This window comes from Achromobacter sp. B7 (genome assembly GCF_003600685.1).
GTDB lineage: Bacteria > Pseudomonadota > Gammaproteobacteria > Burkholderiales > Burkholderiaceae_B > Achromobacter > Achromobacter spanius_B.
The window spans coordinates 3,398,464-3,417,974 of record NZ_CP032084.1 but is presented as its reverse complement, the minus strand read 5'-3'; the positions used below and the strand labels follow the sequence as shown (position 1 = coordinate 3,417,974).

General features: G+C 64.5%; 19 protein-coding genes. 10 read left to right on the top strand and 9 right to left on the bottom strand.

What is annotated here, in order from left to right:
- Positions 1-14 precede the first annotated feature (14 nt).
- From ampH to DVB37_RS15270, 4 genes are all read right to left on the bottom strand, one after another.
- Complete coding sequence (ampH, locus tag DVB37_RS15285) at positions 15-1,160, bottom strand: D-alanyl-D-alanine-carboxypeptidase/endopeptidase AmpH (protein ID WP_104145308.1); 1,146 nt, start codon at positions 1,158-1,160, stop codon at positions 15-17.
- A 151-nt stretch (positions 1,161-1,311) separates the two neighbouring features.
- Complete coding sequence (locus DVB37_RS15280) at positions 1,312-2,226, bottom strand: GAF domain-containing DNA-binding protein (protein WP_223264979.1); 915 nt, start codon at positions 2,224-2,226, stop codon at positions 1,312-1,314.
- A gap of 136 nt (positions 2,227-2,362) precedes the next feature.
- Positions 2,363-3,652 (bottom strand): M20 aminoacylase family protein, encoded by a 1,290-nt coding sequence (locus DVB37_RS15275; RefSeq protein ID WP_120156062.1) that lies wholly within the window; start codon positions 3,650-3,652, stop codon positions 2,363-2,365.
- A gap of 8 nt (positions 3,653-3,660) precedes the next feature.
- Positions 3,661-4,644: a tripartite tricarboxylate transporter substrate binding protein gene (locus DVB37_RS15270; RefSeq protein ID WP_046807791.1), complete on the bottom strand. Its 984-nt coding sequence runs from the start codon at positions 4,642-4,644 to the stop codon at positions 3,661-3,663.
- 108 nt (positions 4,645-4,752) lie between these two features.
- Here DVB37_RS15270 and DVB37_RS15265 point away from each other — a divergent pair, with 108 nt between their 5' ends.
- Complete coding sequence (locus DVB37_RS15265; protein WP_120156060.1) at positions 4,753-5,748, top strand: LysR family transcriptional regulator; 996 nt, start codon at positions 4,753-4,755, stop codon at positions 5,746-5,748.
- Here DVB37_RS15265 and DVB37_RS15260 read toward each other — a convergent pair.
- Complete coding sequence (locus tag DVB37_RS15260) at positions 5,745-6,275, bottom strand: GNAT family N-acetyltransferase (protein WP_046807792.1); 531 nt, start codon at positions 6,273-6,275, stop codon at positions 5,745-5,747. The genes DVB37_RS15265 and DVB37_RS15260 overlap by 4 nt on opposite strands.
- 188 nt (positions 6,276-6,463) lie before the next feature.
- Between DVB37_RS15260 and DVB37_RS15255 the strand changes: the two genes are divergently transcribed.
- From DVB37_RS15255 to DVB37_RS15245, 3 genes are all read left to right on the top strand, one after another.
- Entirely contained in the window at positions 6,464-6,715 is a 252-nt protein-coding gene (locus DVB37_RS15255; protein WP_120156058.1) for a hypothetical protein, read from the top strand.
- 155 nt (positions 6,716-6,870) lie between these two features.
- Complete coding sequence (locus DVB37_RS15250; RefSeq protein ID WP_104145302.1) at positions 6,871-7,299, top strand: DUF2231 domain-containing protein; 429 nt, start codon at positions 6,871-6,873, stop codon at positions 7,297-7,299.
- Positions 7,296-8,759 (top strand): sorbosone dehydrogenase family protein, encoded by a 1,464-nt coding sequence (locus DVB37_RS15245; protein WP_120156056.1) that lies wholly within the window; start codon positions 7,296-7,298, stop codon positions 8,757-8,759. Before DVB37_RS15250 ends, DVB37_RS15245 begins: the two co-directional genes overlap by 4 nt.
- A 13-nt stretch (positions 8,760-8,772) precedes the next feature.
- Here DVB37_RS15245 and DVB37_RS15240 read toward each other — a convergent pair whose 3' ends face one another.
- A complete protein-coding gene (locus DVB37_RS15240) occupies positions 8,773-9,234 on the bottom strand; it encodes a VOC family protein (RefSeq protein WP_120156054.1) in 462 nt (153 codons plus the stop codon).
- A gap of 204 nt (positions 9,235-9,438) precedes the next feature.
- On the opposite strand from DVB37_RS15240, the gene DVB37_RS15235 reads away from it, so the two are divergent.
- A complete protein-coding gene (locus tag DVB37_RS15235; protein WP_120156052.1) occupies positions 9,439-10,461 on the top strand; it encodes a MerR family transcriptional regulator in 1,023 nt (340 codons plus the stop codon).
- A 24-nt stretch (positions 10,462-10,485) separates the two neighbouring features.
- Here the strand turns inward: DVB37_RS15235 and DVB37_RS15230 are convergent, their stop codons facing one another.
- Positions 10,486-11,742 carry a hypothetical protein gene (locus tag DVB37_RS15230; RefSeq protein WP_120156050.1) on the bottom strand — a complete coding sequence of 419 codons (1,257 nt, stop codon included), beginning with the start codon at positions 11,740-11,742 and terminating at the stop codon, positions 10,486-10,488.
- 342 nt (positions 11,743-12,084) lie between these two features.
- Here DVB37_RS15230 and DVB37_RS15225 point away from each other — a divergent pair, with 342 nt between their 5' ends.
- The 4 genes from DVB37_RS15225 (at position 12,085) to DVB37_RS15210 (ending at position 16,491) form a co-directional block, all read left to right on the top strand.
- A complete protein-coding gene (locus DVB37_RS15225) occupies positions 12,085-13,230 on the top strand; it encodes a muconate/chloromuconate family cycloisomerase (RefSeq protein ID WP_120156048.1) in 1,146 nt (381 codons plus the stop codon).
- Positions 13,231-13,302: 72 nt separating this feature from the next.
- Positions 13,303-14,238 (top strand): catechol 1,2-dioxygenase, encoded by a 936-nt coding sequence (gene catA / locus DVB37_RS15220; protein WP_120156046.1) that lies wholly within the window; start codon positions 13,303-13,305, stop codon positions 14,236-14,238.
- Positions 14,239-14,397: 159 nt separating this feature from the next.
- Entirely contained in the window at positions 14,398-15,696 is a 1,299-nt protein-coding gene (locus DVB37_RS15215) for an MFS transporter (RefSeq protein ID WP_104145296.1), read from the top strand.
- Between the two features lie 15 nt (positions 15,697-15,711).
- Positions 15,712-16,491 (top strand): 1,6-dihydroxycyclohexa-2,4-diene-1-carboxylate dehydrogenase, encoded by a 780-nt coding sequence (locus tag DVB37_RS15210; protein WP_120156044.1) that lies wholly within the window; start codon positions 15,712-15,714, stop codon positions 16,489-16,491.
- Here the strand turns inward: DVB37_RS15210 and DVB37_RS15205 are convergent.
- Entirely contained in the window at positions 16,483-17,688 is a 1,206-nt protein-coding gene (locus tag DVB37_RS15205; protein WP_205571566.1) for an MFS transporter, read from the bottom strand. The genes DVB37_RS15210 and DVB37_RS15205 overlap by 9 nt on opposite strands.
- Positions 17,689-17,993: 305 nt before the next feature.
- Between DVB37_RS15205 and ribA the strand changes: the two genes are divergently transcribed.
- Entirely contained in the window at positions 17,994-18,581 is a 588-nt protein-coding gene (gene ribA, locus DVB37_RS28700; protein WP_104145295.1) for a GTP cyclohydrolase II, read from the top strand.
- A gap of 73 nt (positions 18,582-18,654) precedes the next feature.
- Here ribA and DVB37_RS15195 read toward each other — a convergent pair whose 3' ends face one another.
- Positions 18,655-19,371 (bottom strand): PAS domain S-box protein, encoded by a 717-nt coding sequence (locus DVB37_RS15195; RefSeq protein ID WP_120156041.1) that lies wholly within the window; start codon positions 19,369-19,371, stop codon positions 18,655-18,657.
- Between the last annotated feature and the right edge of the window lie 140 nt (positions 19,372-19,511).

The window sequence follows — 19,511 nt, the reverse complement described above, 5'->3', positions numbered from 1 at the left end:
CGACTTCAACCCGATCACCGCGCCAACTCGGCCGCCAATGTGCGTACTTGCGAATGGATGTTCTCGAACATGGCGAAGTTGACGCGGCTGGCCACCACAAAAATGCCCAGATCACGGTTCGGCGACAGCACCGCATAGCTCATGAAGCCCCCCAGCCCGCCGCTTTTGCCCAGCAGCAACGGCGCGCCATTGCGCGGCAACGTGGCCACCCAGCCCAAACCCATGCCGTCGGCGTCGGTCACTTCGGTGCCCACCACTGACTTCAGCCCGTCATACGGCAGCCACATCAGGTGGTCCAGCGCGAACGCTTCTTTGGCCTGCCTGGCGCCGTCCAGGTGCCAGCGCATCCATCGCGCCATATCGCTGGCCGACGAATAAATGCCGGCGCTGGCATACATCACGTCGGGCACCGTCGCGTTCGCGTCCGGCTTGCCGAACGGGTCCAACCCCGTCATTAACCGCTTCTTTTGCGCATCGTTAAGCACGTTGGTGGTATCCACCAGGCCCGCCGGTCGAGTTACTTCGTTGGTCAGCACCGTTGAATAGTCCGTGCCCGCCGCCTTGGCCAACGCGTCGCCCAGCAAGCCGAAGCCCAGGTTGGAATACAGCGTGGTGGTGCCGGGTACATAGGCCGGCTTGTTGGCGCTCATCCATTTCCAGTAATAGGCGCGGTCAAAGGCGGCGTAGGGGTTGTCTGACGGCTTGGCGTCCGGGTTGGGCAGTTCGCGCGGCAGCCCGCCAGAATGCGTGGCCAGATCCAACAGGGTGATCGGACGGCCGTGGGATTGAAGCTGGGTGCCGTCCGGTGCGTACTTGGCCAGCGGGTCCGTCAGTTTGAGTTTGCCCTTGGCGGCCAAGGACGCCAGCACATCGGTGGCGAAAACCTTCGAGACGGACGCGATCCGGAAGACGGAATGTTCGTCGGGTTCGACCCCGTTGCCCGGCGCCGTCTCGCCATAGCCCTGGATCACGACCTCGTCGCCGCGTACCACCGCGATGATGACGGCGGGGGCGCCCGAATTCAGATAGAGCTGCATGCCGGCCATCGACACGGCGTCCTGTAGCGCGGGGTCGGCGGCGTTGGCTGGGGCGGTGCCCAGCGCGCACGCGACGGAAAACGCCAGGGAGGTGAAGCGCGAAGCAAAGCGGGACGCCAGCATGCCGATCCTGAAGAAAAAGCGCCGGGGGAACGGGGGTTCCTCCGCATGCCGAGATAATCCCAAGAACTTGGCGAACGGTCTTCTGCGTCAGGACGAAACAACATGCCGGCATGACGAATGACATCCGCCGGTGCACGGCAGGGGTGGGCTTTCAGATCCCCATGCGCTCGCGCAGCAGCTTGCGGTACGACCGCGATACCGGCCAGTGGCTGTTCACCGACCGCATTCGGATCAGCCACTTGTCGACGCTTCTGCGGTCCACGTCCATGACATGCAGCGCGTTGGCAATGGCGGTGCGGTGTACACGAAAGAAGGTCTTGTCCGGCAGCAGGGTGCACCACATGCCCAGCGCGCGGGAATCCAGCACCATCGAGCCGTCGTCCAGCCAGATCTCGCTGTAATTGCCGGCCGAGCGCACGCCCACGATGGCTTCGGGCTGTACGCCCCGGACCACGCCGCGCATGGTCAGATAGATGACGGCGGTCGTGCCGTCGTAGACGGCGCGCCGGTCATCGAGGCGGTTGGCGTACTTGGCTTGCCCGATCAGGTTGGCGCATTGATATACGGCCCGAACTTCTTGCGGGGACCACGTCCTGTACTGCGCGGTGGTGTCGAAACCGATGATGCCGTAGAGCTTTCCGTCATGAAAGACCGGCACGCTGAGCACGCTTTTATTACCCTGACGCTGGAATTCCATCTGGATCGGCCGCGCGGTACGCGGCAGGTCGTTGATGTCATGAATGGCCACGGCCAAGCCTTTCACCATGAACCGGTGCAACCAGGCGATCAGGGTCGTCGGCACATCCTGCAATTGCTCAACGAAGGGTTGAGTCTGGCCCCGGCACCATTCGTGCGTGTTGCGCAGGCGTAGCAGGTCGGGGCGGTATTCGATCATCCAGGCGCGGTCTGCGTCCGAGGTCTCGCCCATGAAGGCCAGCAGATCCGCGATGGCGTCATTGACGGGGCGCTTAAGCAGGCCCATCGCGCATTGGTACAACCAGTCCGAGGGCGGATTGCCGTCGAGATACGTAGCATTGTGCGTTGCGTACTGACCAGCATCTTTCACACGCAGTTCCCCCGGCGGCCGGATCACCTGTCCTCGCGCTGGCTGCGCCGCGCGCCCTGGGGCGATTTTCACCTTGCCCGGCGGGAATGACAAGAGAGCCGGGCACGCGCAACGTGCCCAAGCCCCCGGCCGGCTTCTAGCCCGTGTCCCGCGCCAGGAACCGCTGCGCCAGGCGCACGAAATACGCGGCCCCCAGCGGGATCGCTTCATCGTTGAAGTCATACGACGGGTTGTGCAAGCGGCAAGGCCCGGGCCCGTGCCCCGCGTCCCGATGCGCGCCCGCGCCGTTGCCCAGCAGCACGTAGCAGCCCGGTCGTTCGGCCAGCATGAAAGAGAAGTCCTCGGACCCCATCAGCCGGGCAAGGTCATCCGACACGCGCTCTTGGCCCGCGACTTCACGCATGACCTCGACCGCAAAGCGCGTCTGTTCCGGGTCGTTCACCAGCGACGGATAGCAGCGTTCGAAGGTCAGCGTGGCCGTGCAGCCGAACGTGGTGGCGGCACCGTTGGTGATTTCTTCGATGCGCCGCTGGATCATGTCCAGCGTGTCGTCGCGGTGCGTGCGCACCGTGCCGCCCAGCCACGCCGCTTGCGGGATGACGTTGACCGCGTCGCCGCCGTGGATCTGCGTGACGGACAGCACCGCCGGTTCGTCGGGCGCGCGGTTGCGCGAGATCACGGTTTGCAGCGCCAGCAGGATGTGGCCGGCGCAGACCAACGGGTCGACGCCCAGTTCCGGCTGCGAGGCGTGCGCGCCCTTGCCCGTGATGTCGATGCGAAAGCGGTTGCTGGACCCCATGAAAGGCCCGGCCCGCACGCCGAAGCTGCCCACGGGCAGGTCCGGCCAGTTATGCAGCGCGAACACCGCATCGCAGGGGAAGCGGTCGAACAAGCCGTCTTCGATCATGGCGCGCGCGCCGGCCTGGCCGCCTTCTTCGGCGGGCTGGAAGATGCAGTGGATGGTGCCGTCGAACTGCGCGTGCCGCGCCAGGTACCAGGCCGTGGCCAGCAGGATGGCGGTATGGCCGTCGTGGCCGCAGGCGTGCATGCGGTTCTCGTGTTGCGACTTGTGCGCGAAGGCGTTGGCTTCGGGCATCGCCAGGGCGTCCATGTCGGCGCGCAGGCCGATGCGGCGCGCGCCCGTGCCGCGCGTCAGCGTGCCGACCACGCCGGTGCCCCCGATGCCGGTCGATACTTGCCAGCCCCAGGCGGCCAGTTCGCGGGCGACGAGCGATGCGGTGCGGTGTTCTTCAAAGCCGATTTCCGGATGCGCGTGCACATCGCGGCGGATGGCGCGAAACGCCGGGTTGGCGCTGATGGTGGCAAGTATGTCGGCGGCGTCGGCGGCGTCGGCGGTGAGAGCGGCGTCGGCGGGGGCAATGCCGATGTTGTCGCGGCCGGCGTCGGGGTCTTGGTGGGTCGTCATGCGGTTCCTCAAGGCTGCGTCGGAAGGTTCAAGGCGCGCAACGCGGTGACGTCGTCACGGATGCGGGCATCGAAGCTGGCTTTGTCGTAGGCGGTTGCCGATTCCATGCCCATGGCCAGTACGCGTTCGCGCACCTCGGGCTTGTCCATCACGGCGGCAAGCGCGTCGCGCACGCGTTGCAGGCGCTCGGGCGGCACGCCCTTGGGGGCCAGCACGCCCACCCAGCCGACCATCTCCATGCCTTTGACCGTCTGGCTTTCGTTGATGGTGGCCAGGTCGGGGTAGGCCGCCAGGCGCTGGCGGCTGATCACGCCCAGCGATTTGATGCGGCCTTGTTGCAGATGCGGCAGCGCGGTGGGCGGCGCCATGACGGCCATGTCGATCTGCCCGCCCAGCAGGTCATTGACCAGCGGCGATGCGCCCTTGTACGGCACGTGCAGCATCTTGGTGTCGGTGCGGCGTTGCAGGTCTTCAACCACCACCTGCTGAAACGTGCCTTGGCCCGGGCTGCCATAGCTCAGGCTTTCCGGGGCGGCGCGCAGCGCCTGCACGACCTGATCGATATTCGATTGGGGAAGATCCTTGCGGGCCACCAGAATGAGCGGCGACGTGAATACCAGCGACACCGGGTCGAAACTGTCCGTGGCATACCGCAGGTTGCGATTGACCAGCGGCTGCAAGACCACGTCGTTGATGCTGCCGGCCAGCAGCGTCGTGCCGTCGGGCTTGGCCTGCGCCACGCGGCCCGCGCCGATAGCGCCGCTGGCGCCGCCCACATTCTCGATGACTACGGTTTGGCCCAGGCGTTCGCTCAGTTGCGGGGAAATCGCCCGCATCACGGCGTCGATCGAGCCGCCGGCGGGGAAGGGGATGATGATGGTGACCGGCTTGTCTGGCCAGGTTTGCGCTTGCACGGGCGCCAACCAGGCCCCCGCGATCAGCGCCGCGGACAGCGCGGCGCGAACCCGCGCGCGACGAAAAAAGTGCAGCATTTCAAACCCCTTGTTTTGTTGGTGTCAGGCCGCTATTGCGCCTTGAATAGCTATACTTGAAAAGTGAAATATCAATAAAAGATATGCCGTTTCGGAATAGCTGAATCCATGCGTACCGCCACCGCCACCGCCACCCCCGGCAGCCCGTCTTCTGCCGCCACGCTCTTTAACCGCCTGATCGCGCGTACCCGGCTGCGGCATTTGCAGCTGATCGTGCTGGTGGCCGAATTGGGCAGCGTGCAGCACGCCGCCGCGCAGATCGGCCTGACCCAGTCGGCGGCCACCAAGATGGTGCTGGAAGTCGAGCGCGTGCTGGAAGCGCGCTTGTTCGAACGACACGCGCGTGGCATGCGGCCCACCTTTGCCTGCCGGGATTTGCTGCCGTTGCTGCGCAATGTGATGAACAGCCTGACCGGTTGCGCCGAGTCCTTGGCGGCGGCGGGCGCGGGCTTTGAAGGCACGGTGCGCGTGGGCGCGATCACGGCTGGCGTCAGCGGCGTCATCAACCCCGCGCTGCCCGAGTTCTTTGCCCGCCAGCCGCAGGTTCGTCTGGAATTGTTCGAAGACGCGTTGCCGGTATTGCTGGGTCGTTATGCCGATGGCGAACTGGATTTTCTGGTTGCGCGCGAACCCGCGCAGCTGGCGCCCGATTCCCAGTTCCAGGCATTGCTGGCCGATATCTGCGTGGTGGCCTCGGGGCCCGGGCACCCGCTGCTGGGCCGCCGCAATCTGCAACCCGCCGATTTGCTGGCCTACCCCTGGGCCAGCCCACCGCTGGATAGCCAGACCTATCGCGCGTTCGAGGCGCTGTTTGCCGAATGCGGGGAACTGCCGCCCCAGCAACCGCTCAGCACGCGCTCATTTGCCACCATGGTGCATTACCTGCGCGCCAGCCAGGCCCTGATGATGGGCCCCTTGAGCTTCGTGCGCGAAGGCTTGGATTCCGGCGCGCTGGCGCGGCTGGATTGCACGCTGGCCGACACCTTGCCGCCGTTGGGCCTGGTCAGCCGTACCGAACCGCGCAACCGCAGCGTGGCGGCTTTCCAGGCGCATCTGTTGGAGACCCATGCGGCTCGCCGCCCCGGATCGCAACGCGCGGGCTAGGGGATGACCGAGTAGATGGACGCCGGCACCGGGCCTCCGTGCAGTTGCAGCCGATTGCGCGCGGTGCATTCAAATTGCGCGCCTGCCTTGCGCGCCACCGCCTCGCTTGCCACGTTGCCCTGGGCAATCACGATCTCGACGCGGTGCATGCCCAGGGTGTTAAAGGCGTAGGGCAGCATCGCCCGCACCGTGCGATGCGCGACGCCTTGCCGTTGGGCCGACTGCCTTACCCAGTAGCCCAGATTGCAAAACAGGTTCTGCTGATTGATCGCGTTCAGCCCCACGCCACCCAGCAGCCGGCCAGCGTCTTCCGAGAACACGCCGAACTCATGGCCCGTCTGCGCATCGCGGCTGGCGCGGCACATCGCAAACCAGTCCAGCGCGTTTTGCTCGGAAAACGAAGCCGTGCACCACGGCATCCAGCGGCCGACGGTATCGACGGATTCCCGTGCGGCATTCGCGAAATCTTGGGCGTCGGTATCGCGGAATTCACGGAACAATAGGCCTTGGAAAACGAAGGGCTGCATGGCTTTTTCTTTGGGCGGTTGGAGGCAACGGTGGAACATTATCGCTGGATGATTGCGCGTTGCGGGCGGCCGTTGGCGGCCTCTGCGCGCTGACGCAGCCCGGCATTGCGAGTAAGGTAGCGGTTTACACGCTTGAGGCCTGATTGCCCGGCACATCGGCCTGTGCCGCCAGCAGGAAACCGATCATCATGAAGATTCTTCGTTCAGCAGTACGGTGCGTCATTGCCCCGCTTTGTTTCGCGGCAATGGCCGCTTGCACAAGTCAGCCCGCGCGGCAAACCGATATGGACTATCACAGCCGGCCGTCTTCCACGACGCAGTCCGCAACCGGTAACCCGGGTTCATCAGGCCAGCGCCTGACCATACAGTCCGGCGAAGGCGAAAGGTTGAATCTGCCTTGGTTCATCCAGGATACGCAGGACTGGGTCAACAGCAACTGATCGACCCAGCGCCGCCACGACACGCGGCGCCGCACACCGATTTCTGAAAACGCCCAGCCGATGCTGGGCTTTTTTGTTGTGGGGCTGGGAACGGCAATTGCTGCCGACGTCGATGTTTCCGCGCGCGAGTCCGCTACTTTAAGAGGCGATCAGACGTGACCCAACTTATCGAAAACAGATATGCCCTGACCGTGCACCCCGTGCCGGCAGTCTTCCTGGCCGGGATGTTCCCGTGGTTTCTAGGCGCCGCGCTGGCCGATGCGGCCTATGCGCAGTCTTTTCACATCCAGTGGAATAATTTCGCGTCGTGGCTGATCATCGGCGGCCTGGTGTTCGGCGGCATCGCGCTGCTGTTCGCCATCGTGGATCTTTTCCGGGCCTATCAGCGCGCACGCGGCATCGTTCCGTACACGGTGGTGCTGTTGGCCACCTGGGTGTTGGGCATTATCAACGCCTTGATCCACGCGCGCGATGCCTGGGCGAGCATGCCGCTGGGCTTGATCCTGTCGGTGATCGTGGCGGTGCTTGCGTGCGCCGCGATCTGGCTGGGCTTTCGCACGCCGCACATCAGAGGGGCCAAATGAAACACGCCAGCTTGCTTGCCGTTATCCCGTTTGCCGCCGCAGCCGGAATTTGCCTGGCCCAGGGCCAGCCGTCTCAGGTCGGACCCACGCCGGAACTGCCCAAGCCCGAGCAGGGGCTGCTGCCTGACATGGTCATCGCCAAACCCGCGGACTGGGGCGACAAGATGCCCACGGTGCCTGAGGGCTACAAGATCACCGCCATCGCCAAGGACCTGAAAATACCGCGCCAGACGCTGGTATTGCCCAATGGCGACATCCTCGTGGCAGAGGGCAGGGGCGGCAATGCGCCCAAGCTCAAGCCCAAGGACGTCATTGCCGGCATCATCAAGGCGCGCGGCACCAGTTCGGTAAAAGGCGGCAACCGCCTGACCTTGCTGCGCGATGCCGATGGTGACGGCACGTACTCGGCCTCGACCTTCGCGGAAAATCTGGATGCGCCCTATGGCCTGGCATTGATCGACAACAAGCTCTATGTCGCCAACCAGGGCGCCTTGGTTCGCTTCGACTACCAACCGGGCCAGACACGGGCCAGCGGCCCGCCTGAAACCGTGACCGAGTTGCCGTCCGAGATCAATCACCACTGGACCAAAGCGCTGGCCGCCAGCGCGGACGGTGAGCATCTGTATGTGGGCATCGGCTCTAACAGCAACATCACGGAACGCGGCATGGACGTGGAGGCGGACCGCGCGCGAATCTGGCAGATCAACGCCCGCACGGGCGAACACAAGGTCTACGCCACGGGGCTGCGCAATCCCACCGCGTTGACGATTGAACCGGGCTCCGGGCAGCTGTGGGCCGTGGTGAACGAGCGCGACGAGCTGGGTCCGAACCTGGTTCCCGACTATTTGACCGCCGTGCAGGCGGGTGCCTTCTATGGCTGGCCGTATAGCTACTGGGGGCAGAATATCGATGACCGCGTGCGCCCGCAGAACCCGGACAAGGTGGCGGCCGCCATCAAACCGGACTACAGCCTGGGGGCGCACGTGGCGGCCCTGGGCGTTGATTTTTCGTCCGAGGCGATGGGCGCAAAATTCGCCAATGGCGTGTTCGTCGGCGAGCACGGCAGCTGGAACCGCAGCGACCCGGTGGGCTACAAGGTCGTCTTTGTGCCGTTCCGCGACGGGCGCCCGTCCGGTCCGCCGCAGGACTTTGTGGCAGGCTTTCGGGATAGCGACGGCACCACGCGCGGCCGCCCGGTAGGCGTGACGGTGGACCCGAAGGGCGCGCTGATCGTGGCGGACGACCTGGCAAATATGATCTGGCGTATTACGCCGACGTCGGAAGCGGGGGCGGGCAAAGGCCCGGGCACAGGCACAGGCACAGGCACAGGTCCCGGTTCCAGCCCAAGCGCAGCCCCAACCCCAAGCTCAGCCCCAAGCTCCGGCCAAGCCGCCAGCCCAAGCTCCGGCCCAGCCCCCAGCCAAGGCTCCCCCCAGCAACCCGCCGCCGCGCCGCAATAGGATCAACTTCAGCTCAAGCCGCCGCTGCAACAGATAGCGCAACGCTCGCCACGGGCCGGTCGCCTATCCATTCGGAAAAACGCAGCAGATAGCCGTCGGGGTCCTGCACCAGAAATTGCTGGACCCCGATCTCGATCTGCCCGTTTCGATACCAACGTTGCTGCATCGCCCGGTACATCGGCCAGTCCGCCGCCAGCAGCCGTTCGTATAACGGCCCGACGGACTTCACCTTGATCTCAAAATTCACACCCCGCCCCAAAGGCGCTTGCAGCGGGGCGGTGATCCATCCATCGTCTCCCCGGATCTCGTCCAGCATGAATTGCGCGCCGTCCCGATCCAGAAACACAAAACCCTCTTCCTCGCGCTGGTAGACGACCTCGAATCCACACAGGTCGATCCAGAAGCGCCGGCTTTGCGCTATGTCTCGAACCATCAGCTCCGGGACCAGGCGCGCTCGGTACGATTTATCTTCCATCGTCTCTCCTTGTGTCTCGATTCGTTGGGCCGCCATGATATCGCCCGGCGGCGTTGCGCGGTCAGCCCGCGTGTGACGTTTCCGGCACGTTTAGGCGGCCGGCAGCACATACAGCACCCGTGTCGCAACAGGACTTGCGGCGCTGCTTGACCCTCACGTAACGTGATGGCCCAGAGTTTGGCCTGCGCATTCGAAGGAGGAAACATGCAGCTGACCGTAGGAGAACTGGCAAAGCGTAGCGGGCTGACCGTGCGCACGCTTCACCACTATCACGCGATTGGTTTGCTGACGCCTTCAGCGCGCGCCGACAACGGCTATCGCCTGTACGGTCGCGACGAAATTGCCCGTCTGCATCAGATTCAGGCATTGCGTCGCTTCGGATTGGCCTTGGCGGAAATCGGCGCCTACCTCGACCAGCCCGGCGTTCCCTTGGCGGACGTGATCTCTAGGCAGATTGCCATGCTGGACCGTCAGATGCAGCAGGCCGCGCGCTTGCGCGAGCGCTTGGCGCAACTGCACGGGCAGTTGACGGACGGCACGGAGCCCGAGCTGGCCGATTGGCTAAATACTCTGGAAATGATGACTATGTACGATAACTATTTTTCGCCCGAAGAACTGGCGCGCCTGCCCCTGTATACGCATGGGCCGGACGGCGACCCGGACTGGCTTGCGTTGGTTCAGCAAGTGCGTCAGCAGATGGAGCAGGGCGTGGCGCCCGAGGAAGCCAAGCCACGCGAGCTTGCCCGGCGCTGGATGGAACTGCTGCTGCGCGATACCAACGGCGATCCGCGCTTGTTGGTGAAGCTCAATCGCATGCACGAGCAGGAACCTGGCATGCAGACGCACGTCGGTATTTCCAAAGCCATGCGCGACTATGTGCTGCGCGCCTTCTCGGAAAGCAAACTGCTGATCTACGAAAAGCACCTGACGCCGGACGAAGCCCGGTTCATGCGCGAACATTACGGCGACCGGATCTCGGAATGGCCGTCGCTGATTGCGGAGGTCCGAAACGCCATTGATGCGGGCGTGGCGCCCGATTCGGAAACCGGCCAGGCCCTGGCGCGGCAGTGGCTGGAACTGTTCAGTTCGTACGCGGGCAAGGACCCGGCCACACACGCCAAGTTCCGGCAGGCGTTGATGACCGAGCCCGAGTTGACCGCCGGCACCTGGGCCGACGACGCGACGCTGGCGTTCATGCGGCAGGCGATGGGGGCGCTGGCCAAGTAAGCCAACCCCCCAGCCGTTCCGGTGCTAGCCCGGCGGGCGCGGCGTTACCAGCTTGATCTCGTCGATCTGGCTGGCATAGCTGGCGCCTTGCAGCAGCAGCACCGTTTGCGGGTTGCCCTGGCGCCGGTCGATCCACTGCGATTGGGTCCCCGGCGTCTTTTTGCGGAACTGGATGTCGTAATCGGCGGCGGCGTTGTCGTAAGGCAGGCGCACGTCGATCCAGCTTTCGCCCAGCAGACGATTGACCGTGCGACGGCTATCGCCGATTTTCAGGCCGACGATGCTGCCCGTGAACGGCGCGCGCACGGTGATGGTGTCCACCTTGCCGGCAAAGTCGAACACCAGCTCCATGCCCCGATCCGGAAAGTCCAGCTTGGTTTTGCCGGACTTGCCCGCGGGCACCGGCATGGCCGTGGTGCCAAAGGCCGTTTGCACCTGGCTGATCGAATCGCCCAGCCACACGCCCAGGCCAGTCGTCACCAGCGTGTCGTCGCCCGCGCCTGCCGGTTTGTCGCCAAAGCGTTCGCGATAGGCGGCGGTTTGCACGGCCAGGTTGGCGCGGTCGCGCAGAACGTCGCCGGCCAGCCAGTTGCTCATGAAGTCACGCATCGGCTCGCCTTGGCAGTCAAAGCGGTCCGACGCGTTGCGCGCCGCCAGTTGCTGCGCTTTTTCGACGTAGGCGTTGTCTTTATCGGTCAGCAGCGCGGGGATCTCGTCCAGCACGAAACGTTTGCCGGGGTTGTTGCACTTTTCGGCATACAGGTTGTAAAGCGTGGCGTTGGCGTGGATACGCGCCAGCGACGTGGCGATGTCATCACGCAGCAGCACCTGGCTGACCGTGGCCGAGCGTTGCTCGGTGCGTGCGCGCACGTCCTTGTCCAGCTCGCTTGCCAGGGATTTCGGACGCGGCTCGCTGGGGCCGAACAGCCGGCTTTGCAGGTTGTCAATCGACTGGCCGACGTTGACGTTGTACAGGCCGGCGCTTTGGCCGATCTGGAAAATGCACAGCAGACCCGCCGCCACGCACAGCACCGTGCGCGGCCACCCGCGCGCGGGCTCGCCGTACGAGCCGTCGTTCTTGAGCATCTTTGCCGCCATCACCAAACCGGCAATAGCCAGGATCAGGCCCAGGATATTGAAACGGGTGTCCTGCACCACCATGCCGTTCACCGAAGCCTGCTGGGTCGTACCCATGAATAGCCAGAAAGGCAGCATGCCCAGAATCAGCGCGAAGATTGGGCGGCGCAGTCGATGCCAAAGGCCGGGGGTGTTCTGACTCATATCGCAGGGTCTCTCTGTCTTGGTTTCGAGGACCCGCATTATTAACTGGATCGGCGTCACCGTTTTTTCCTTTCAAAGGGCTGCGGTGTGGGCGCGCATATCAGAAAGGTATGGAACGCCTGGGTGGGGCGCGCGTGCGTTTCGCGTCTGAGTCATTGTTTTTCACTGATCGTAAACCCGTATGGATCCCAGAATTCCGTAGCTGTGAAGCAGCCGGCTCACCCAGGAAATTCCGCCATATATACCGTCAAGGTATCAATTTGGACATTCAAAGTATTGGACGATAAAAGTGCGTCGGACCTATAAATCCACATCCCACCCTTAACCATTCCTGTGCCGAACATGCCCGTAGCAACTATCGAACGCATCGAAACGTCTCTTGTCGACCTCCCGACCATTCGGCCTCACAAGCTGTCCGTGGCCACGATGCACGGGCAGACGCTGATGCTTGTTCGCGTGGTGTGCAGCGATGGCGTCGTGGGTATCGGTGAAGGCACCACCATTGCCGGCATGGCGTACGGGCCGGAAAGCCCCGAGGCCATGAAGCTGGCCATCGACGCCTATTTCGCGCCCGCCATGATTGGCCAGGACGCCACCCGCATTCAGGCGCTGATGGCGCACGTGGGCAAGCTGGTCAAGGTGAACCACTTTGCCAAGAGCGCGCTGGAAACGGCGTTGCTGGATGCGCAAGGCAAGCGCCTGGGTGTGCCCGTCAGCGAACTGCTGGGCGGGCGCCGCCGTGACCGCCTGCCGGTGGCCTGGACGCTGGCCTCGGGCGATACCGCCCGCGACATCGCCGAAGCCGAGCAAATGCTGGATACGCGGCGACATCGGATTTTCAAGTTGAAGATTGGCAGCAGGGACCCCCGCGTCGACATCCAGCATGTGGCCGATATCAAAAGCGCGCTGGGCGACCGGGCGTCGGTGCGGGTGGACGTCAACATGGCGTGGAGCGAGACGCAGGCCGCCTGGGCCATCCCGGCGCTTGCGCAAGTGGGCTGTGAACTGGTCGAGCAGCCCGTGGCCAGCGCCGTGTCGCTGGCGCGATTGATGCGCCGCTTTCCCGTCGCCTTGATGGCCGACGAAGTGCTGCAAGGCCCCGAAAGCGCTTTCGAGATCGCGCGGGGGCACGGCGCGGATGTGTTCGCTATCAAGATCGAACAGAACGGAGGTCTGTTTGCCGCCCAGCGCGTGGCCGCGATTGCCGATGCGGCGGGTATAGAACTGTACGGCGGCACGATGCTGGAAGGCGCCGTCAGCACCATTGCCGCCGCGCATCTGTTCGCCACTTTTGCGCAACTGCAATGGGGCACGGAATTGTTCGGCCCCTTGCTCATCACCGAAGAGATCCTGACGCAGCCGCTCGATTACAGCGACTTCGAACTGACCGTGCCCAAGGGCCCCGGCCTGGGCATTGAACTGGACGAAGCCCGCATCAAGCGCTTTACGCGTGATGGGCTGATCAAGGTGACGGCCAAACGGCATTGATCGCGGGCGTTGTGCCCCGCGTGCAGCGAAACGCTAGCGATACCCCAGCGATACCCAAACGGAGACAAAATCATGAGCCTCAACATTTTTAACAGCAAAGAAGTGCAGGACCTGCTGACCGCCGCCTCGAACGTGGACGGCGGCGAGGGCACGCCGCGCTTCAAGCAGATCGTGCACCGCCTGTTAAGCGATCTTTTCAAGGCCATTGACGACCTGGACATCACGCCGGACGAGGTCTGGGCGGGCGTGAACTATCTGAACAAGCTGGGCAGCGACGGCGAAGCCGCGTTGCTGGCCGCCGGCTTGGGCCTGGAAAAGTACCTGGACATCCGCATGGACGAAGAGGACAAGCGGGCGGGCCTGGACGGCGGCACGCCGCGCACCATTGAAGGCCCGTTGTATGTGGCGGGTGCGCCGCTGCGCGACGGTGTGTCGCGCATAGATCTGGACCCGGACGACGCCGCCGGCCCGCTGGTGATTCGCGGCGTGGTCACCGATACCAATGGCGCGCCGCTGGCCAATGCGGTCGTCGAATGCTGGCACGCCAACTCCAACGGCTTTTACTCGCACTTCGACCCCACCGGCGCGCAAACCGATTTCAACCTGCGCGGCGCCGTCAAGACCGGCCCCAATGGCGAATACGAATTCCGCACGCTGATGCCCGTCGGCTACGGCTGTCCGCCGCAGGGCGCCACCCAGCAACTGCTGGACTCGCTGGGCCGCCACGGCAACCGCCCCGCGCACGTGCACTTCTTCGTCAGCGCCGACCAGCACCGCAAGCTGACCACGCAATTCAACATCGAAGGCGACCCGCTCATCTGGGACGACTTTGCCTATGCCACGCGTGAAGGCCTGATTCCGCCGGTGGTTGAAAAAACCGGCGGCGACAAGCTGGGTTTGAAGGCCGATACCTACAAGGAAATCGAATTCAACTTTGCGTTGACCAGCCTGTTGCAAGGCAAGGACAACCAGATCGTCAACCGCCTGCGCGCCAGCGCCCAGGCGTAATCGCCCACGGCCTCGCGCGGCGATGCGCGGGGCCTTTATTACCGCATTGCAGTGCAGTCTTGACCACATACCAATAACGCATAACGCACCAAGCGAAATCACGAGGGGACTTTCATGTCAGCAACGCTATCCATACCCAGCCTGATCGATAAGAATCGAATGAGCGCCTTCCAATGGCGCGTCTTGATTCTGTGTTTTTTGATTGCCCTGTTCGACGGCTTCGACACGCAGGCCATGGCCTTTACCGGCCCTGCGATTCTGGTGGCCTTCAAGCTTCAGTCGGGCGAACTGGCGCCCATTCTTACTGCCGGCATCGTGGGCATGACCGTGGGCGCCATGCTGTTGGGCCTGGTGGGCGACCGCATCGGCCGACGGCCCGCCGCCTTGATGGGTGTTGCCGTGTTTGGTGTGGCGACGCTGATGACGGCCGGTGCCACCGAGACCTGGCAGATCCTGGCGCTGCGCTTCATTGCCGGCCTGGGCATGGGCGGCTGCACGCCTATCGTCCTGGCGTTGGCTGCCGAGTATGCCCCCGCGCGCTTGCGCGGCACCGTCATCACCGGCGTGCTGCTGGGCCTGCCCGCCGGCGCCATGCTGGGCGGCCTGCTGGCCGCGCGCATGCTGCCCGTGATTGGCTGGCAAGGCATCTTCATCGTGGGCGGCGTTGCGCCGTTGTTGTTGCTGCTTGCGTTGTTCGTGCTGCTGCCCGAATCGCTGCAATTCAAGGCCATGCGCGGCGATGCCGCCGGCCAAAGCTATGTGGCCCGCATCCTTGCCAGGATCTCGGGCCAGCCGCTGCCTGCCGGCACGCGCTTTACCGTGCCGGAAGACGCCACGATCCGCGCCAGCGTCAAGGCGTTGTTCGCCGATGGCTATGCGCGCAAGACCATCGCAATCTGGTCCATCTATCTGCTTAATTGGGTGGCGTGGTTCATGCTGCTGTCGTGGTTGCCCACGGTGCTCAAGGCCGCCGGACTGCCCGCCGACCAGGCGCCCATGGGCACGTTCACCGTGAACCTGGTCTTCATCGTCTGCGCGATCCCCCTGTCTTACCTGATGCCGCGCGTGCCGACGCGTTCGTTGCTCATCGCCATGTTCGCACTGGGTATCGCGGTGTCGTTGGGCCTGGGCTACGCGGGCACCGACTGGACGATGGTCTTCATTCTGGTGGGGGCAGCCGGCCTGGGCATCGGCGGCCAGCAACTGGCGCTGAACTACCTGGTGATTGGCGCTTATCCCACCGCGCTGCGCGCCACGGCCACGGGCTGGTCCATCGGCGTAGGCCGTGCCGGCGCCATCATCGGCTCGGCCATCGGCGGCAGCTTCCTGGGCTGGTTCGGCCCGTCGGGCTTCTTCCTGGCGCTGGCCGTTCCGCTGGCGGGCGCCTTGCTGGCCGTGCTGCTTGTCGACACGAAAACGTCGCGGCCCGTGCCGGGCGAACTGTCGCGCGCCCACTAAATAGAAAGGCGTTCCATGAACCGTTTTGAAGATCAGATTGCATTGGTGACGGGCGCCGCCCAGGGGGTGGGGCGCGCGACGGCGCGGCGGCTCGCCGCCGAGGGCGCCAGCGTGGTCCTTGTTGACCGTGCCGCCGACCTGGGCGCGGCCGTGGCCCGCGAGATCCGCGAGGCGGGCGGCCGCGCGTCCTTCATCAGCGCCGACCTGGAGACCCATGCCGGTGCGCAGGCGATGGTCGAGTACACGCTGGACACCCACGGCCGCATCGACGTGTCGGTGCACAACGTGGGCGGCACCATCTGGATGAAGCCCTTCTGGGAATACACCCCGGACGAGATGCAGCGCGAGGTCAACCGCTCGTTGTGGCCGACGCTATGGTCTTGCCGCGAAGTGATTCCGGTGATGCGCAAGCAAGGCCGCGGCGCCATCGTCAACGTGGGCTCGAACGCCACGCGCGGCATCTACCGCGTGCCGTACTCGGCGTCCAAGGGCGGCGTGCACACCGCCACCATTTGCATGGCGCTGGAGCTTGCCGAAAGCGGCGTCCGCGTCAATTGCGTGTCGCCCGGCGCGCTGGACAACGGCGTGCGCGCCATCCCGCGCAACACCGAGCCGCCGTCGGAACAAGACCAGGCCTGGCAACGCGAGATGTACACGGATTGCCTGGCGACCACACCGATGCACCGCATGGGCAGCATGGAAGAGGTCGCCGCCGCCATCTGCTTCATGGCGGCGCCGGAAGCGTCGTACATCACGGGGCAGGTGATGTACGTGGCGGGCGGGCATTTAGGGTAGGGCAGCGGGTTTGCGCCGCAGCATGACCGGTATGAAGCACGCCAGACCCAATAGCGGGCCAGGCAGCAGATACCAGGCCACGCTCGCGCCCAGCATCGGAAAACCATGCGTCACCAAGGTGATTGAAAATACGGTAATCAAAAACCCGATGCTGTTCTGTATTGCCAGCGCCCCGCCCACCAGTGCCGGCGGGCAGGCGCGCGCGGATATCGCGGAGAACTGCGGCGAGTCAGACACGACCGTCAGGCCCCACAACAGCAGTATCGGAATACAGAGCCCCATGCCGAAGGGCCTGGCAAACGGATAGGCAAGACACATCAAGCCGGATACGCCCAACGATGCCGCCGCCACGATTGGGCTGCCCACGCGTTGGCTTAATCTGCCGCCGATGATGCTGCCCAATGCGCCGATGCCGATAATGGAAAACGACAAGGCCGGTGCCAGTGCAGGGCTTGCATCGGCGGCGACCCCCGGCGTGCTTATCAAGTCGTGCACGAAAAAGGGAACCAAGGTCCAAAACGCGTACAGCTCCCACATGTGCCCGAAGTAGCCCAGCGCCGACGCACGAAACTGCCTGCCCTTGAAAGCGGTGAGCGCCATGCCCCATCCCACCCGCGACGCTTGCGCGCGGGGCAGATACGGCCCGTCCCCCAAGGCTTGAACCAACGCGCCGCCGGCAATGGCCAACAGACTGGAAGCCAGCACCACCTCGTGCCAGGACAGGGCGCCGCCGCCGGCCCGCACGGCGTGGGGCAGGGCGGTGCCCAGCGTCAGCATGCCCACCAGTAAACCCAATGTGGATCCGGCGGCGGTCTGGGTCCAGCCGATCACCATTTTCATGCCCAGGGGGTAGATTCCCGCCAGGCAGATACCGACGGCAAAGCGTAGCGCCAGCCCTTCGGTGAAATCCGACGCGAACCAGGCGAAGCAGGCGTTCAATATGGCGCCCAGATAACAGGCGCCGGCGAACAGTCTGCTGGCCGGGTAGCGGTCCGCCACGCCGCTGGCGGCCAGGACCAATGTGCCCAGAATGAAACCGATCTGCGTTGCGCCCGTCAGTTGGCCGAACTGGGCAGTGCTAAGCGCCCATTCGGCCGAAAGGCTGTCCGCCGCGCTATTCGGGCTGAACCACAACGATGTACCGCATAGTTCGGCGACGACGATCAGCGCGAGAGGGTAGCGAAGCAACACGTTCATGGAAGCTCCAGCTTTGGGCCTGGGGTCGGTTCGTGTCGGGGTTCGGGTCCGGGTTCGGTTCCGGGGTCGACATCCCCGTCGGAGTTACGCTAGGAATCTACGCCGATCCCGCCTTGAACGTGAATAAAAATCCCCCGATCGCCCCGCCGCCCGGCTTTGCGCGCCACCTTCCGGGGGATGACGTCGGGTATACAATCGTCGGCAACCCTTTAACACGCGAGTTCCCCGTAGTGAGCGACACATCAAATACCCCCACCGCTGCCTTGCTGGATGGGGCCACAGTGCGGACGGAGGTGTGCTTGCCGATGCGGCTGCTGGACGGGCGGGACGTCGAGGCGCAGGTTTACACCTTTCATGGTCTTGCCGACGGCAAAGAGCACATCGCCCTGAAGTTCGGCAAGCCGGGCGCGGCGCCCCTGGTGCGCCTGCATTCCGAGTGCCTGACCGGCGACGTGTTCGGTTCCCTGCGCTGTGATTGCGGCCCGCAACTGCACGAAGCGCTGCGCCTGCTGAACAACGAAGGCGGTTACCTGCTGTACCTGCGCCAGGAAGGGCGCGGCATCGGCCTGTATTCCAAGCTTGATGCGTATCGCCTGCAAGAGCAGGGGCGCGATACCTACGCCGCCGACCGCGAGCTGGGCCACGGCACGGATGCCCGCGACTACACGGCGGCCGCGCAGATGCTGCGCGCCTTGGGGCTCCAGCGTATCGAGCTGCTTAGCAACAATCCCGACAAGTCGTCGCAGCTGGAGCAGCACGGCATCCAGGTGGCAAGCCGGCTGACGGGCGTACACGCCAACCCGCATAACGTCGGCTACCTGCGCGCCAAGGCCACGCAGACGCATCACGTGCTGGCAACGATTCTTCCGAACTTTCCGGTCGGCGCTTCCTGATTCCGCTTTCTTGATTCATTCATGGCCGCTGGCCCGCGCCTATCAAGGCGCCGCCGCCGTGGCGCGTTTGCGCTTAGACCGGCCGCGCCACCTCGCCCCGCCGCCGGCTTTCTATCGGGTCATAAAACCGATACCCCATCCCCCGCAGCGTCGCAACCGGTAGTTCTCGGTCGCAGGCCTGTTCGACTTTTCTGCGCAGCCGGCGCATCTGCGTATCCAGACTGCGCCGGTCATAGGTCCAGTAGTCCTTCCCAAGCGCTTCCACGATGGCCCGACGGCTGGCGCCCTGGTGATGGGCGGCAAGCGTCGCCAGGACCGTGTAGTCCTGGTGCGACAAAGGAATGGGCGAAGCCCCCGGAGGCACCAGGCAGGGCGGCGAATCGCAAAGTTGCCATGGCTGCGGTTGCGCCGGCGCCAGCTTATCTTCCAAGGCAGCGCGCTCCACATACCGTTCGGATACGTCACGTGCCACCGCGACGCGAATCTGTTTGTCCGGATACCATCGCGCCGACCACATGATGTGCACCAGCCGGCCGTCCTTGCGCACGTATCGGTTCTCAAAATCGTATTGCAGCTTGCCGCCCATCAGCTGGTCGACGGCCGCCAGTGTCGCGGGCCGGTCGGCTTCGCAGATCAGGTCCATCATCGGGCGGCCCACCATCTCTTGGGGCGTGTAGCCGAAGATCTGTTCGCACGCGCCGGTCACGCTGAGGAACACGCCCGACTCGCTCACGACACATACGGCGTCCAGGAGCATGGGCATCAGGTCGGCAGGCGGCGTGGCGGACATCAGAGTTTGTGGGGGGTGAGTATCGGGGCACCGGTGTACCTGTACCGGAACGGAATCGCGCGGCGCACAGTGTAACCAGTCTTGCCCGCCGAGCGCAGCGCTTTCTTTGCATGCCGCCCGGCAGGTAATCCAGCGTGTGC